This window comes from Streptomyces sp. NPDC048473, from assembly GCF_043200155.1.
GTDB lineage: Bacteria > Actinomycetota > Actinomycetes > Streptomycetales > Streptomycetaceae > Streptomyces.
In genome coordinates this window covers 201,321-215,604 of record NZ_JBICXE010000002.1, presented here as the reverse complement: position 1 = coordinate 215,604, position 14,284 = coordinate 201,321, and the positions used below count along the sequence as shown (strand labels likewise).

At 69.7% G+C, this 14,284-nt stretch carries 15 protein-coding genes; 7 read left to right on the top strand and 8 right to left on the bottom strand.

Annotated features, from left to right (window positions below; genetic code table 11):
• Positions 1-150: 150 nt before the first annotated feature.
• Both trpS and ACGFU7_RS04290 read left to right on the top strand, forming a co-directional pair.
• Complete coding sequence (gene trpS, locus ACGFU7_RS04295) at positions 151-1,164, top strand: tryptophan--tRNA ligase (RefSeq protein ID WP_393692177.1); 1,014 nt, start codon at positions 151-153, stop codon at positions 1,162-1,164.
• Positions 1,165-1,289: 125 nt separating this feature from the next.
• Positions 1,290-1,880 carry a 2'-5' RNA ligase family protein gene (locus tag ACGFU7_RS04290; protein WP_393692175.1) on the top strand — a complete coding sequence of 197 codons (591 nt, stop codon included), beginning with the start codon at positions 1,290-1,292 and terminating at the stop codon, positions 1,878-1,880.
• 35 nt (positions 1,881-1,915) lie between these two features.
• Here the strand turns inward: ACGFU7_RS04290 and ACGFU7_RS04285 are convergent, their stop codons facing one another.
• Together ACGFU7_RS04285 and ACGFU7_RS04280 are read right to left on the bottom strand one after the other, a co-directional pair.
• Positions 1,916-2,716 (bottom strand): decaprenylphospho-beta-D-erythro-pentofuranosid-2-ulose 2-reductase, encoded by an 801-nt coding sequence (locus tag ACGFU7_RS04285; RefSeq protein WP_393692173.1) that lies wholly within the window; start codon positions 2,714-2,716, stop codon positions 1,916-1,918.
• A 55-nt stretch (positions 2,717-2,771) separates the two neighbouring features.
• The gene (locus ACGFU7_RS04280; RefSeq protein ID WP_393692171.1) at positions 2,772-4,121 is read right to left on the bottom strand and encodes an FAD-binding protein; all 1,350 of its coding nucleotides are present in this window, start codon (positions 4,119-4,121) and stop codon (positions 2,772-2,774) included.
• Positions 4,122-4,262: 141 nt separating this feature from the next.
• Between ACGFU7_RS04280 and ACGFU7_RS04275 the strand changes: the two genes are divergently transcribed.
• Complete coding sequence (locus tag ACGFU7_RS04275; protein WP_393692169.1) at positions 4,263-5,192, top strand: YihY/virulence factor BrkB family protein; 930 nt, start codon at positions 4,263-4,265, stop codon at positions 5,190-5,192.
• Here the strand turns inward: ACGFU7_RS04275 and ACGFU7_RS04270 are convergent.
• Positions 5,140-6,390 (bottom strand): D-alanyl-D-alanine carboxypeptidase family protein, encoded by a 1,251-nt coding sequence (locus ACGFU7_RS04270; protein ID WP_393692167.1) that lies wholly within the window; start codon positions 6,388-6,390, stop codon positions 5,140-5,142. The genes ACGFU7_RS04275 and ACGFU7_RS04270 overlap by 53 nt on opposite strands.
• Before the next feature lie 121 nt (positions 6,391-6,511).
• Here ACGFU7_RS04270 and ACGFU7_RS04265 point away from each other — a divergent pair, with 121 nt between their 5' ends.
• From ACGFU7_RS04265 to ACGFU7_RS04255, 3 genes are all read left to right on the top strand, one after another.
• Complete coding sequence (locus ACGFU7_RS04265; protein ID WP_093549020.1) at positions 6,512-6,757, top strand: SCO4848 family membrane protein; 246 nt, start codon at positions 6,512-6,514, stop codon at positions 6,755-6,757.
• A gap of 29 nt (positions 6,758-6,786) precedes the next feature.
• Complete coding sequence (locus ACGFU7_RS04260; RefSeq protein WP_393692165.1) at positions 6,787-8,073, top strand: metallophosphoesterase; 1,287 nt, start codon at positions 6,787-6,789, stop codon at positions 8,071-8,073.
• A gap of 198 nt (positions 8,074-8,271) precedes the next feature.
• Entirely contained in the window at positions 8,272-9,828 is a 1,557-nt protein-coding gene (locus ACGFU7_RS04255) for an ABC transporter substrate-binding protein (RefSeq protein WP_393692861.1), read from the top strand.
• A gap of 103 nt (positions 9,829-9,931) precedes the next feature.
• On the opposite strand, the gene ACGFU7_RS04250 is transcribed toward ACGFU7_RS04255, so the two are convergent.
• The 4 genes from ACGFU7_RS04250 to ACGFU7_RS04235 form a co-directional block, all read right to left on the bottom strand.
• Positions 9,932-10,642 carry a TetR family transcriptional regulator gene (locus ACGFU7_RS04250; protein WP_393692163.1) on the bottom strand — a complete coding sequence of 237 codons (711 nt, stop codon included), beginning with the start codon at positions 10,640-10,642 and terminating at the stop codon, positions 9,932-9,934.
• Between the two features lie 23 nt (positions 10,643-10,665).
• Positions 10,666-11,094 carry a thiol-disulfide oxidoreductase DCC family protein gene (locus tag ACGFU7_RS04245; RefSeq protein WP_393692161.1) on the bottom strand — a complete coding sequence of 143 codons (429 nt, stop codon included), beginning with the start codon at positions 11,092-11,094 and terminating at the stop codon, positions 10,666-10,668.
• 7 nt (positions 11,095-11,101) lie between these two features.
• A complete protein-coding gene (locus tag ACGFU7_RS04240) occupies positions 11,102-11,533 on the bottom strand; it encodes a hypothetical protein (RefSeq protein ID WP_393692159.1) in 432 nt (143 codons plus the stop codon).
• Between the two features lie 67 nt (positions 11,534-11,600).
• On the bottom strand, positions 11,601-12,827 hold the full coding sequence (locus tag ACGFU7_RS04235; protein ID WP_393692158.1) for an MFS transporter: 1,227 nt from the start codon (positions 12,825-12,827) through the stop codon (positions 11,601-11,603).
• 87 nt (positions 12,828-12,914) lie between these two features.
• Between ACGFU7_RS04235 and ACGFU7_RS04230 the strand changes: the two genes are divergently transcribed.
• On the top strand, positions 12,915-13,424 hold the full coding sequence (locus ACGFU7_RS04230; protein WP_393692156.1) for a MarR family winged helix-turn-helix transcriptional regulator: 510 nt from the start codon (positions 12,915-12,917) through the stop codon (positions 13,422-13,424).
• A 27-nt stretch (positions 13,425-13,451) separates the two neighbouring features.
• On the opposite strand, the gene ACGFU7_RS04225 is transcribed toward ACGFU7_RS04230, so the two are convergent.
• Complete coding sequence (locus tag ACGFU7_RS04225) at positions 13,452-14,279, bottom strand: hypothetical protein (protein ID WP_393692154.1); 828 nt, start codon at positions 14,277-14,279, stop codon at positions 13,452-13,454.
• Positions 14,280-14,284 lie beyond the last annotated feature (5 nt).

Here is a 14,284-nt window from a genome sequence, read left to right as displayed (position 1 = left end):
GTCCGTGCCCGTCCACCGCCCGCGGCCGCTCCGACGGCCCGACTGTGTTCCTCCTCTCATTCGGGATGGTGCGCCTCCTGCGTCCGCACGGGAGGCGCACCTTGCGTACCGGCTGCCGGGGATCGGTTCCGTACCTGAGACAATGGGTCCATGGCCTCTGAACGCCCCCGCGTGCTCTCCGGAATCCAGCCCACCGCAGGCTCGTTCCACCTCGGCAACTACCTCGGTGCGGTCCGCCAGTGGGTGGCGCTGCAGGAATCCCACGACGCCTTCTACATGGTCGTGGACCTGCATGCGATCACCGTTCCGCAGGACCCCGCGGAGTTGCGCGCGAACACCCGGCTCGCCGTCGCCCAGCTCCTCGCCGCCGGTCTCGACCCGGAGCGCTGCACGCTCTTCGTTCAGAGCCATGTTCCCGAGCACGCCCAGCTCGGCTGGATCATGAACTGCCTCACCGGCTTCGGCGAGGCGTCCCGTATGACGCAGTTCAAGGACAAGTCCGCCAAGCAGGGCGCCGACCGCACCACGGTCGGTCTCTTCACGTACCCGATGCTGATGGTCGCCGACATCCTGCTGTACCAGGCCGACCAGGTCCCGGTCGGCGAGGACCAGCGCCAGCACCTGGAGCTGACCCGCAACCTCGCCGAGCGGTTCAACGGCAGCTACGGCGACACGTTCACCATGCCGGACCCGTACATCCTCAAGGAGACGGCGAAGATCTACGACCTTCAAGACCCGTCGTCGAAGATGAGCAAGTCGGCGGCCACCCCGAAGGGCCTGATCAACCTCCTCGACGAGCCGAAGGCCACCGCCAAGAAGGTCAAGAGCGCGGTCACCGACACCGACACGGTCATCCGCTTCGACCGGGCCGAGAAGCCCGGTGTCAGCAACCTGCTGACCATCTACTCCACGCTGACCGGCACCGGTATCGCGGATCTTGAACAGAAGTACGAGGGCAAGGGCTACGGTGCGCTCAAGACCGACCTCGCCGAGGTCATGGTCGAGTTCGTCACACCGTTCCGCACCCGTACCCAGGAATACCTGGACGACCCGGAGACGCTGGACTCGATCCTGGCCAAGGGCGCGGAGAAGGCCCGCTCCGTCGCGGCCGAGACCCTGGCCCGGACGTACGACCGGATGGGCTTTCTGCCCGCGAAGCACTGAGTCCAAGGACCCTGGCGGATTCGCCGCCGCAGGGGTCACACTGGCGACGGGACGTTGATCCGGTGGATGGCTGAAAATAGACCATCGACCATCGAGGATTTCCATCGAGGATTGAGGAGAACGACGTGGGGACCGTAACGCTCGGCGTTTCGATCGCGGTCCCGGAGCCCTACGGCAGCCTGCTCCAGGAGCGGCGCGCGAGCTTCGGGGATCCTGCCGCGTACGGCATTCCCACCCACGTCACACTCCTTCCGCCGACCGAGGCCGCGGCGGCCGACCTGCCCGCGATCGAGGCGCATCTCGCGCAGATCGCCACGGGCGGCCGCCCCTTCCCGATGCGGCTGTCCGGCACGGGGACCTTCCGTCCCCTCTCGCCGGTCGTCTTCGTCCAGGTCGTCGAGGGTGCCTCGGCCTGCTCGTGGCTGCAGAAGCGGGTCAGGGACGCCTCCGGGCCGCTGGTGCGCGAGCTCCAGTTCCCGTACCACCCGCATGTGACCGTGGCGCACGGCATCGCCGAGCAGGCGATGGACCGGGCGTACGAGGAGCTCTCCGACTACGAGGCCGCCTGGACCTGCGGTTCCTTCGCGCTGTACGAGCAGGGCCCGGACGGCGTCTGGCGCAAGATCAACGAGTTCCCGTTCGGTGCCGGGGACGGCGCGCCCGCCGTGCCCGCGCAGGGCGGCTCCTCCGTGGACGAGCCCTCCCTGCACCCCTGAGCGGCCCCGGCGGGCCCTCCTCCGGCGCCGCCGGATCAGACCGGCAGGCGCCGGAACAGCGGGCGCGGTACATGCCGCAGTGCCGACATCACTACACGCAGTGACCCCGGCACCCACACCGTCTCCGAACGCCGCCGCAGACCCGTCACGATCGCCGCCGCGACCGCGTCCGGAGTCGTCGCGAGAGGCGACGCCTCCAGCGGTGCGGCGGCGAACCGGGCCGCGGTGAGCCGCGGCGTCGCGGGCCGGGCCGCCGTTTCAGGCCGTACGACGCCGGGGCGTACGACCATCACATGCACCCCCGTGCCGTACAGCGCGTCCCCCAGCCCCTGCGTGAACGCGTCCAGGCCCGCCTTGCTGGACCCGTAGATGAAGTCGGCACGGCGGACGCGTTCGCCCGCCACCGAGGACAGCACCACCAGCGAGCCGTGCCCCTGCGCCTGGAGTGCGCCGGCGCACACCAGCCCGGCGGAGACGGCCCCCGTGTAGTTGGTCCGGGCGACCCGGACCGCGGAGAGCGGCTCCTCCTCGTCTCGCCCCTGGTCGCCCGCGATGCCGAAGGCGAGGAGCACCATGTCGATGTCGCCCTCGGCGAAGATCTTGCCGAGGGCGGTCTCGTGGGACTCGGAGTCGAGGGCGTCGAAGTCGGCCGTACGGACGTCGGCGCCGCGGGTGCGCAGTTCGGCGGCGGCCGAGTCGAGGGCGGGGGAGGGGCGGCCGGCCAGCCAGACCGTGCGGGTCCGGCGGGCGATCAGCCGGCGTGCGGTGGCGAGAGCGATCTGAGACGTGCCGCCGAGAACGAGCAGGGACTGCGGGGCACCGAAGGCGTCCTTCACGGAGACACTCCTTGTAGACGAGGGGAGGGGGACGAGAGGGCGGAGGACCGCGGCGTCAGAGCGACAGGCGGCGCGACAGGTCCGAGCGGAACGCCCCGTTCGGGTCCAGCTCGGCGCGCAGCGCCCGGAATTCGGCCAGCCGTGGATACATCGCGGCCAGCATCTGAGGCCGCAGCCGGGAGTCCTTCGCCAGGCAGACCCGGCCGCCGGCCCCCGCCACCTCCTCGTCCAGCGAGTCCAGGAACCCTGCCAGGCCCGGCAGCGAGGCGGGCAGATCGAGAGCGAGCGTCCAGCCGGGCATCGGGAACGAGAGCCAGCCCGGGTCGCCCGCGCCGAACCGCTTGAGCACGGCGAGGAGCGACGGGCAGCGCCGCCGGGAGATCCTGCGCACGATCCGGCGCAGCGCCTCCTCCTGTCCGTGCCCGACGACGAACTGGTACCGCACGGATCCCCCGCGGCCGTGGACCCGGTTCCAGTGCGGCAGACCGTCCAGGGGGTGGAAGAACGTGGACAGCTTCTGGAGTTCGCCGATGCGGTACTTGGGGGCCCTGCGGTAGTGGAGCTCATTGAGGAGGGCGACGGAGGTACGGCCGAGCAGCCCCTCCGGTACGAGAGCGGGCGAGGCCGGAAGCTGTCCCGGGCGGAACGCCAGCGGTGTGCGCCGGGCGCGCGCCGGGAGCGTGTACCGGGGTACGTGCTCCCCTCGGGTGAGTACGGAGCGCCCCGTCGCCCGGCCGCGGGCGAGGAGATCGATCCAGGCGACGGAGTAGCGGTAGCGGTGGTCTCCGGCGGAGAGCCTGGCCAGCAGGTCGTCCAGGTCGACGGTCCGTTCGGTGTCGACCGCCATCCACGAGCTGGTGATGCGGTGGCACCGGAGTGTGGCGCAGAGGATCACACCCGTCAGACCCAGGCCGCCTGCGGTCGCGTCGAAGAGATCGGTGCCGGGCCGGACCGTACGGATGTCGCCCTCGGCACTCAGCAGCTCCAGCTCCTGGACGTGCCGGGAGAAGGAGCCGGAGACGTGATGGTTGCGGCCGTGGATGTCGGTGCCGATCGCGCCGCCCACGGTGACATAACGGGTGGCCGGTGTGACGGGGACGAACCAGCCGAGCGGCAGCAGGACTTCCATCAGCCGGTGCAGGCTGACCCCGGCGTCGCAGACCACCAGGCCGGTCGCGGCGTCGATGGTGTGGATCCGGTTCAGCGCGGTCATGTCGAGGACGGAGCCGCCCGCGTTCTGTGCGGCGTCGCCGTGGGCCCGGCCGAGGCCCCGGGCGATGGAGCCGCGCGGTCCGCAGCCGCGTACCGTCGCCGCCGCCTCCTCGTACGTACGGGGGCAGAAGCGCAGGGCGGTCGTCGGGGCGGTACGGCCCCAGCCGGTCAGGGACACGGTGTCGACAGACATGGTGGTGACCGTATCGCCCGAGAAAACCCTTTCGAGGGATTTGTTACAACACTCACCGATATGGGTGATTGAAGAAGTGTCAGCCCGTACGGCAGCGAAGGGGATGCCGGTTTTCCGCGCCCGGGAGGGTAGTCGTACGTCATGGACTGGCTGAAAAACCTCCCTGTCATCGGGCCGATCGCCTCCCGGCTGATGGCGACGCACGCCTGGCGCTCGTACGAAACGCTGGAACGGGTCCGCTGGACCAGGCTCGCCGCCGCGATCACCTTCATCAGCTTCCTGGCGCTCTTCCCGCTGATCGCGGTCGCTGCGGCGATCGGTGCCGCGCTGCTCTCCACCGAGCAGATCCATAAGATCGAGGACAAGATCGCCGAGCAGGTGCCGGGCATCTCCGACCAGCTCGGCATCAGCAGTCTGGTGGCCAACGCGGGCACGGTCGGGCTGGTCGCCGGTGCGCTGCTGCTCTTCACCGGTATCGGCTGGATCGGCGCGATGCGGGGCTGTCTGCGCGCCGTGTGGGGCATGGACGACATGGACCTGGGCAATCCGGTCATCCGCAGGCTCAAGGACGTCGGGCTGCTGGTCGGTCTCGGCGGGGCGGCGCTCGTGACTCTCGCCGTCTCCTCGGTCGGCTCCGTCGCCGTCGGCTGGACCGCCGGTCTGCTGGGCATCTCGGACCGCGGCGCGGGCGGTGTGGTGCTGCAGGTGGCCGCCTTGGTCGTGGCGGCCCTCGCCGACTTCCTGCTGCTGCTCTACCTGCTGACACTGCTGCCCGGCGTCGAGCCGCCGCGGCGCAGGCTGCTGGTCGCCGCGGCGATCGGCGCGGTCGGCTTCGAACTGCTCAAGCTGCTGCTCGGCAGCTATATGAAGGGCGTCGCGTCGAAGAGCATGTACGGCGCCTTCGGGGTGCCGGTCGCGCTGCTGCTGTGGATCAACTTCACGGCAAAGCTGCTGCTGTTCTGCGCCGCCTGGACGGCGACGCAGAGCGGCAAGGAGATCAGGAAGGAATCCGCGGCCGTCAGCGACGAGGAAGGCGGCGCACCAGGTCCGGCAGCGGCCAGCGCCGGTTGACCAGGAACACCCCGCCGGCCAGCAGCACCAGGACGCCTCCGGCGATCCCCAGCGCGATCCCGACGCCCCCGCCGCCCCCGGTGGCGGCGGCCTCGGTGCTGTGCGAGGGGCCGTTCCTGCCCCGGTCCTTCTTCTGCTCCGCTGCGGGGCCCTTCCCGGTCCCGGTCCCGGTGTCGGCGGACTTCGGGGGCACCAGTTCGCCGACCGGGGTCACCTTGCCGCTCGCGTCGAAGCCCCAGTCGAGGAGGCTGGCGGCTTCCTTGTAGACGGCGTGGGGCTCTTTGGACGACGGGTTCATGACGGTGACGAGCAGCACCTTGCCGTTGCGTTCGGCGACACCGGTGAAGGTGTTGCCCGCGTGTGTGGTGTAGCCGTTCTTGACGCCCGCGATGCCCTTGTACGGATCGACGCCGTCCGCGCCGGTGAGCAGCCGGTTGGTGTTCTGGATCTTGAAGCTCTCGCGCTTCCCGTCCTTCTCCGCGCCGGGGAAGTCCGCCTCGGCCGTCGAGCAGTACTCCCGGAAGTCCGCCTTCTGCAGCCCGCTGCGGGCGAACAGCGTCAGGTCGTACGCGCTGGAGACCTGATCGGGCGCGTCGTATCCGTCGGGCGACACCACGTTCGTGTCGAGCGCCTGCAACTCCTCGGCGTGCGACTGCATGTCGGCGACGGTCTTGGGAACGCCGCCGTACATCGAGGACAGCACATGCACCGCGTCATTGCCCGAACGCAGGAACACTCCGAGCCACAGGTCCTGGACCGTATAACTGAGGTGTTCCTTGACGCCGACCAGGCTGCTGCCCTCACCGAGACCGGCGAGGTCCTTCTCCTGCACCGTGTACGTCCGGGTCTTCGGCTGCAGTCCGGGCATCACGGTGTCCGCGAAGAGCATCTTCAGGGTGGAGGCGGGGGGCAGCCGCCAGTGCGGGTTGTGCGCGGCGAGGACCTGGCCGTTCTCCGCGTCCGCGACGATCCAGGACCTGCCCGTGAGCTCCTCGGGCAGTACCGGGGCGCCGGCCCCCAGCTTGACCTGCGTACCGGTCCGGCTCAGCAGTTCGCCACCGACCCGGGACATACCGGTGGGTGGCTTCGGCTTGTTGTCGGAGGTGTCCTTATCGGCCGCCGATGCTGGACTGATGACAAAAGCGGACAACAAGGCGGCAGAGGTGACCGTCAATGCGATCTTTTTCAGAGCAGGCACGGTCGGAAACGTACAGGGCGAAGATGTGGATGTGGATATGGACGGCTTGACCCGCCGTGCGTACCGCCGGGACAGCCCACCCCGGGCGACTTTGCCGGAACGCGGCGGAGATACTGAGTCCATGAAGCTCAGCCGCCCCGTCTCCTGGTTCCTGCTCGCTTTCGGGGTGTGGAGCTGGTTCATCTGGATCACTTTCGTCAAGAACCTGTGGAAGGACGGCAGCGGACTCGCCTTCGACGACGCGGGTGACCCGACTGCGTACTTCTGGGTGCATCTGCTGCTCGCCATCACGTCCTTTCTCCTGGGGACGGCCGTTGGTGTGATCGGGTTCCGTGGAGTCAGGGCCCTGCGCCGCGAACGTGCATAACAAGCCGTAGGACGGGTGGGGGAGCGCACATGGCAGTGGCCGGTCTCGCGGTGACGGCGGTCGTGGTGCTCGCGCTGCTCGTCGGCGTGCACCGCTATCTGTGGCGCCGCTTCGTCGGTGACACGACGGCCGAGGGCAGCGCCCTGCGCAGAACCGGCACGGTGGCCGCGTATCTCCTGCCGCTGCTGAGCATCGGCGCCCTGGTCTCCGGCCGTACGGGTGCGCCCTTCTGGCTCCAGCGGGTGCTGGCCTGGCCGGGCTATCTGTGGCTGGCCGCGCTGCTGTATCTGACGCTGGCTCTGCTGGTGGGTGAGGTGGTACGGCCGATTCTGCGGCGGGTGCTCGCAGGCCGTGCGAATGAGCCAAGTCGGTCAAACCGGCCTTCGGTGACGAAAGTGCTCGCGCCTGTGGCCGCCGACACCGGCGCCCCCGCCGTCCCCGTCGCGGACATCCTTGTCGCCGATGCCCCCACCGCAGACACCCTCGCCGCCCCCACGCGCCGTCTGTTCGTCGCTCGGGCCGTCGGGGGCGCCGCCGCCGTCGCGGGGCTCGGCACGGTCGGCTACGGCACGTACGGCGTGCTGCGCGGGCCGCGGATCAAGCGGATCACCGTGCCGCTCGCCAAACTGCCCCGCTCCGCGCACGGCTTCCGGATCGCCGTCGTCAGCGACATCCACCTCGGCCCGATCCTCGGCCGCGCCCACACCCAGCGGATCGTCGACACGATCAACCGGACCCAGCCCGATCTGGTCGCCGTCGTAGGGGATCTCGTCGACGGAACCGTCGCCGACCTCGGTCCGGCCGCGGAGCCGCTCGCGCAGCTGAGTGCCCGCCGGGGCAGCTTCTTCGTCACCGGTAATCACGAGTACTACTCCGGCGCCGCCCAATGGGTCGATCACGTACGGGAACTGGGGCTTCACCCTTTGGAGAATGCCCGGGTCGAGATCGGCGGATTCGATCTTGCGGGCGTCAACGACATCGCCGGGGAGAGCGAGGGTCAGGGGCCCGATTTCGACCGCGCGCTCGGTGACCGGGACCGTACCCGCGCCGCCGTTCTCCTCGCCCACCAACCCGTCGTCATCCATGACGCAGTCGCCCACGGCGTGGACCTCCAGCTCTCCGGCCACACCCACGGCGGCCAGCTCTGGCCGGGCAACTACGTCGCCGAGCTGGCCAATCCCACGGTCGCCGGGCTCGACCGCTACGGCGACACCCAGCTGTACGTCTCGCGTGGAGCGGGCGCCTGGGGGCCGCCCGTACGGGTCGGCGCACCCTCCGACATCACCGTCGTGGAGCTCGCCTCCCGGCAGGCCTGACGCTCCGTCGATGGCCTGTTACAGACCTTGCCGGACCTCGCGGATCGACCCGAGGTTTCAAGTGCCGAACAAAAGGCTATGAGTCCCAGATTTGCTCTTCCAGATGTGAAAATCGTGTGATTGGCTGAGCGTGAGCATGCGGTGATGTGCGTATCTGAGCGCAACGCCGAGGTGGGGCTGGTAAGGGAGAGCACGGCAATGCGGTCGATCCGGCTACGGATTCTCGCGATTCTCGCGGTATTGGTCATCGCAGGCGTCGGCGCCTGGCAGCTGCTTCCTTCGAACGAGGTGAAGAAGGACCCGATCGCCGTCGGCACAACGGACGAAGTCACCTCGCTCGACCCGGCGGGTGCCTACGACGCCGGTTCCTGGGCGATGTACAGCAACATCTATCAGTCCCTCATGACGTTCAAGTCCGGGGCGATCGTCCCCGAACCCGACGCCGCCGAGAGCTGTGGATTCCTCGGCCAGAAGCTCCAGACGTACCAGTGCAAGCTGCGCGACGATCTGTTCTTCTCCAACGGCCGCAAGATGACCGCCGAAGACGTCAAGTACTCCATCGAGCGCATGATCAGGATCAAGACGGATGTCGGTCCGTCGGTGCTGTTCCCGAGCCTCAAGAACGTGGTGTCCGAGGGCCGCACCATCACCTTCAACCTCTCCTCGCGTGATGCGACCTTCCCGCAGAAGCTCGCCACGGGAGCCGGTTCGATCGTCGACCGCGAGTCGTACCCGCCGAACAAGCTCCGGGCCGGAAACACGGTCGACGGCTCGGGCCCGTACATCCTGAAGTCGTACCGGCCGGACGCTACCGCCGAGCTGGTCCCCAACCTCCGGTACAAGGGTGCGCTGAAGAAGACCGGTGTCCCGGTCACGGTGCACTACTACAAGGAGTCGGACGCGCTCCTGGCGGCCTGGAAGTCCGGAGCGGTCGATGTGACGCACCGCCAGCTGCCGCCGGCCACGCTCGCCGGGCTGAACCCCGGCGACCCCAACCTGCGCGTCACCGAGGCGGACAGCGCGGAGATTCGCAATCTCGTCTTCAACGTCCGCGCCGGCTCCCCGTTCGCCGACAAGAAGGTCCGCCAGGCCATCGCGTCGATCATCGACCGCGGGCCGCTGGTGACCGACGTCTACAAGGGCACGGTCGAACCGCTCTACTCGCTGATCCCGCAGGGCTACATCGGGCACAGCACACCGTTCTTCGACGCCTACCCCACGCCCGACCCCGAGCGCGCCAAGAAGCTGATGGAGGAGGCCGGCGTGCAGACGCCGCTGCACTTCACCTTCGGCTACCGCGGCGGCGACGAGGCGTACGCGAAGGAGACCGCGGAGCTGCGCCGCCAGCTGGAGGCGACCGGGCTGTTCAAGGTCTCGGTCAAGGCTGTCGACTGGCAGAAGTTCCAGAAGGAGTACGCGGCCGGCAAGTACGACGCGTACACCGTCGGCTGGCTTCCCGACTACCCGGACCCCGACACCTTCAGCCAGCCGCTGGTGGGCCGCAGCAACAGCCTCCACAACGGCTACACCAGCAAGAAGATGGACGCCTTGATCGGCGCCACGCTGCAGTACAGCGACCGCAGCCGCACCTCGGCGGACTTCAAGGAGCTCCAGGCGCTGGTCGGTGAGGACGTGCCGCTCGTGCCGCTGTGGCAGAAGAAGGACTACGTCGTCAGCACAACCGATGTCTCCGGTTCGCAGTACCTCTCGGACGGCACCGGCATCTGGCGGCTGTGGGAACTGAAGCGGATCTGACGGTCCGCCGCGCCGGACCCGGCGCGTAGGACAGGACCCAAGGGGCGGTCGTCCCGGCACTGCCGGACGGCCGCCCCTTTGTTCCGGCCCGGCCCGGGGCCTCTCAGGCCCGGCGCTTCGCGGCGCCGGGCAGGAACTCCTCCAGCACCTCGTGAACCTGCCGCACCAGCGGCCGCAGCACCCGGAACCGGGAGAGCGCGATGGCGCGGGCACCGATCGGGGCGGAGCGCTCGACCAGGCGGCGGCTGCGTTCGGTGTGATCCGTCCGGTCGTACACCCAGTACAGCACCAGGCCCATCTGCATCAGCCACATCAACTGCGGCAGCAATTCGGCCAGTTCGGGATCGGTCTTGGCGTCGGAGCCGGCCAGGCACCGCCGGTGGATGGAGATCGCCGCCTCGCGGGCCGCGACCGAATCCGCCGAGAACGGGCTGAGCGGGCTCTCCGGGTCGGCGGCGTTCTTGAAGAACTGGGCGGCGAAGCGGTGGTACGGCTCCGCCACGTCCAGCCACGTGAGCAGGACCCCGCGCATCCGCACCGCGAGGTCCTTGTCACCGTCCAGGATTGGCTGGACCGCCGCTTCGTGCTCGGCGGCGAGCCGGTCGTAGAAGCCCTGGACGAGGTGTTCCTTGTTCGTGAAGTAGTAGTAGGCGTTCCCCACGGAGACGCCGGCCTCCTGGGCGATGGCCCGCATCGTCGTCTTGTCGTAGCCGCGTTCCTGGAAGAGCCGGAGCGCGGTTTCGAGGATGAGTGTGCGGGTCTGCTCGCTCTTGGGAGCCTTGACTTCCTTCACGTCCTTCGCTTCCTTCACCACAGTCCCGAGGGTATCCGCCCCGGTCAGTCCCCAGGTCCGGGGACCGTACAAGCACCGTCCCCGTCGCCGCACGGTGTCGCGGTCAGCGAGCGGTACTTCGCGGCGGCGAGCACGGTCGCCCGGGCGAACGGGCGGCCCGCCGGGGTGGCCAGCCAGTGGGACCTGGGCCGGTGTTCGGCCAGCGCCCAGAGGCAGACGATCCATGCGTCGGTCCCGCGGTAGATCTGCCCCCGGTCGCCGATCGCCGTGATCTCGTCGAGCGTCCCTGCGTGGTCGAGCCCGGGGAAGCGGCGGCGCGCCTCCTCGGAGGCCGCAGGGACGAGGTCGAGCGGCACGAGCTGACGCTGCTTCATCAGCCACCGGCGCAGATGGACGCAGAGCGAGCACTGCGCGTCGTACAGCACCGTGAGGCGTTCGACGGACAGCCGATGCCCGCCTGTTCCGGCCGTCATGGCGCGCTCAGGTCCTGGGAGCGGGTGCGGCCCACGGACCGTTTCCCGGACCCGTCCAGCCCTGCGGCGGTACGGGCGGGGTCTGCTCACGCTCCATCAGACCGCGCCGGCGGATCTTGTTGAGCACATAGACGTTGCCGAGGTGCAGCACACCGAGGACGAGCAGGACGACCCCGAGCTTCACCGACAGTGCCTCGAAGAGCCCGCGGGCGTCGGCGACCCCGTCGTCGTTCCTCAGGTAGAGGGTGACGAAGCCCAGGTTGACCAGGTAGAAGCCGACCACCAGCAAGTGGTTGACGGCATCGGCGAGTTTCTCGTTCCCGTGCAGCACATCGGCGAGGAACACCTTGCCGTTGTGGCTGAGCGTGCGCGCGACCCAGATGGTGAGCGCCACACTGATCAGCAGGTAGATGACGTACGCGACAACAGTGAGGTCCATGCCCCACCCTCCCTTGAACGCGTTCAAAAGCTGTTGTCATGGACAGTAGACCTATCTTTGAACATGTTCAAGCCGGTACCTCGGCGACTCGTTCCCCCTGCTTGCCGGGCGCCCCGAAGCGTCGTACCCCCGGCACCGCCGCCGTCGCCAGGCAGGCCGCACCGACCGCCACCGCGGCGATGGCCAGGGGGACTTCGGCGCCCCAGGCCGAAGCGGCGAGCGGGGCCAGGGTGTAGCCGAGCGGCATCGCGGCGAGGGAGAGCAGCCAGTCGTACGAAGTCACGCGGGCCAGGGTGTGCGCGGGTACGGCGGACTGGACCAGGGTCTCCCAGACCGGGTTGAGGAAGCCGAGGCCGGCCTGGGCGATCCCGTACGCGGCGATGGTCAGGGCGACGGGGGCGTGGGCGGCGAGGAGGCCGAGCGGGAGGGCGTACGTGGCGAGGCCGAGGTTGGCGATCAGGACCGGGCGGCGGGGGTGGGCCCGGCCGGCCAGCAGGGAGCCGAGGAGCAGGCCGACCGCGCCGGTCTGGAGGAGGGCGACCCAGACGCCCTCGCCGCCCAGTTCCCGGACGAAGAGTGCCGGGCCCACGGTCATCAGGACGGCCGCCGCGCCGTTCCACACGGCGTGGGCGATCAGGCTCGTCCAGTACCAGTCGCGGCCCCGGACCTCGCTCCAGCCCTCCTTGAGGTCGGTGAGCAGGGAACGCCGGGGGATGGGTACGTGCCGGACCTTCATGGCGGCCAGCAGCGCCGCGCTCACCGCGAAGCTCACGCCGTCCAGCACGAAGGCCCAGCCCGGACCCACGGTGAGGATCAGGGCTCCGGCGAGGGCCGGGCCGCCGAGCCGGGTCGCGCTGTTGACCACCGCCATCAGCGAGTTGGCGCGCAGCAGTCCCGGCTCCGCCACGGTGCCGCGGATCAGCGGTGACACGGTCGGCATCGCGAACGCCCCGGCGGCGCCGCCGATCGCCTCGGCGACCGCGATCTGCCAGAGCGCGGGGGAGCCGCTGAGCAGCTCCGCGCCGACGAAGAGCTGGGTCACGCACCGTACGAGGTCGGTGGTGAGTGCGACGGTACGGGCGTTGAAGCGGTCGCCCACGACGCCGCCCAGTGGCAGCAGGAGCAGCTTGGGGACCATCGCGCATCCCAGAACCAGGGCGAGCGCTCCGGTCGATCCTGTGGCCAGATAGACGGCCAGGGAGAGGGCGGTGGGGATGGCGGAGTCGCCGAGGAGGGAGAGGGTGCGTCCGATGAAGAGCAGGCGGAAGGCGCGCGTGCGCAAGGGGTGCGGCATGCGTGCAATTTATTTCGGTATCGAAGTATTCGTCAATGAAATATCTTGTACCGAAGCATAGTTGGAGTCCGGGCGTACGCTTTCCCCATGGAGCGACGCGACTGGACCGACGGACATGTGGAGCGCTGGAAGCCCGTCCTTCCCGACCTCGACCCCGATGTCGAGGGCGCGGTGACCCGGATGAAGAAACTCTCCGTCCATCTGCGCCGGGTGCGCGAACAGTCCCTGGTCGACTTCGATCTGGACCGCCAGGAGTTCGACACGCTCCACAAGCTGGCCGGACGCGGCGGGAAGGCGGCCCCCTCCGAGCTCGCCGCCGACCTCGACCTCGCGCCCGCCTCCGTCACCGGCCGGCTGGACGCGCTCGAACGGCGCGGCTTCGTCCGCCGTACGCCCTCCACCACCGACCGCCGACGGGTCGATGTGGAACTCACCGACGAGGGCCGCTCGACCTGGCTGGGCGCGATGGACGTCCTCGGCCATGAGGAGTACCGGCTGTTCGGCGTCCTCGACAAGGACGAACGCACGCTGCTCAACGACATGCTGCGGCGCATCATGGTGGTCGCCGAGGACCGGGGCGGCGCCGAGTGTGACTGAGACGCGGGGGGCCGGAGTGCCGGGCGCTCAGCCGACTTCGCGGGCTCCGTCGGCTCCGTGGGCCCTGTCGTCAGGGCATTTGGCCACGTAATCGGCGAACTCCGTCCGGAGTTCGTCCAGATCCTGCGCCAGGATGCGGTCGAGCGTCTCGTTCCACCGCTCGGCCGCCTGCTCCACCGACGACCGGAAGCCGCGCCGCAGCGGCACGCCCGCGAGCAGCAGCGCGAACGCGGCGACCGGCCGCAGAAGCAGGCGCCCGTGCAGGGTCAGCGTGACATCGACGTACCACCGGCCCTGCTCCGCGGGACGCGGCCCGAGCTGCAGGCGTGCGACGCCCAGCCGGTGCTTGAGCCGCACCGTCGCCGGGGCGTGCAGGGCCGTGGGCGCCCCGGGCGCAAGAGCGGCCGCCGCCCACCAGGCGGCCAAATCGAGCGACACCTTCCCCGACAGGCGGCGCAGTGAACCCGACCCCTCCGGGCCCCGCACCCGCCCCTCGGCCTCCAGCGACCTGGGGCGCTCGGGGCTGCGCAGCCGCAGGGTCATCCGGCCGGACAACTCCGGTGACCGCACCAGCTGTTCCACGGCGACGAGACTGCCGCGCCGCCACTCCCGTACCACCGTCGCCTCCAGCTCCTCGGTGTCGGAGCCGGTGCCGGAGGGCTCGTACCGGGCACCCGGCCGCAGGTGGTCGCCCTTGACCAGGCTGAGGCCGGGTACGGTCCGCCCGTCCGGCAGCACGATGTCCCGGCCCCGGGCCCGGGTGGACTCGGCGAGATCGCAGACCAGCCCGGCGTACGCATGGAGCCGGTCGCGATCCACTGCGACGACCGTGACAGTGTGCTGGAGGCGGGCCATCCCCG

Bases quoted from the DNA above. Each gene is read 5' to 3' on its own strand.
- trpS (WP_393692177.1), top strand. From the start codon at position 151: ATGGCCTCTGAACGCCCCCGCGTGCTCTCCGGAATCCAGCCCACCGCA.
- ACGFU7_RS04280 (WP_393692171.1), bottom strand. From the start codon at position 4,121: ATGTCTGTCGACACCGTGTCCCTGACCGGCTGGGGCCGTACCGCCCCG.
- ACGFU7_RS04275 (WP_393692169.1), top strand. From the start codon at position 4,263: ATGGACTGGCTGAAAAACCTCCCTGTCATCGGGCCGATCGCCTCCCGG.
- ACGFU7_RS04265 (WP_093549020.1), top strand. From the start codon at position 6,512: ATGAAGCTCAGCCGCCCCGTCTCCTGGTTCCTGCTCGCTTTCGGGGTG.
- ACGFU7_RS04260 (WP_393692165.1), top strand. From the start codon at position 6,787: ATGGCAGTGGCCGGTCTCGCGGTGACGGCGGTCGTGGTGCTCGCGCTG.
- ACGFU7_RS04255 (WP_393692861.1), top strand. From the start codon at position 8,272: ATGCGGTCGATCCGGCTACGGATTCTCGCGATTCTCGCGGTATTGGTC.
- ACGFU7_RS04245 (WP_393692161.1), bottom strand. From the start codon at position 11,094: ATGACGGCCGGAACAGGCGGGCATCGGCTGTCCGTCGAACGCCTCACG.
- ACGFU7_RS04240 (WP_393692159.1), bottom strand. From the start codon at position 11,533: ATGGACCTCACTGTTGTCGCGTACGTCATCTACCTGCTGATCAGTGTG.
- ACGFU7_RS04235 (WP_393692158.1), bottom strand. From the start codon at position 12,827: ATGCCGCACCCCTTGCGCACGCGCGCCTTCCGCCTGCTCTTCATCGGA.
- ACGFU7_RS04230 (WP_393692156.1), top strand. From the start codon at position 12,915: ATGGAGCGACGCGACTGGACCGACGGACATGTGGAGCGCTGGAAGCCC.
- ACGFU7_RS04225 (WP_393692154.1), bottom strand. From the start codon at position 14,279: ATGGCCCGCCTCCAGCACACTGTCACGGTCGTCGCAGTGGATCGCGAC.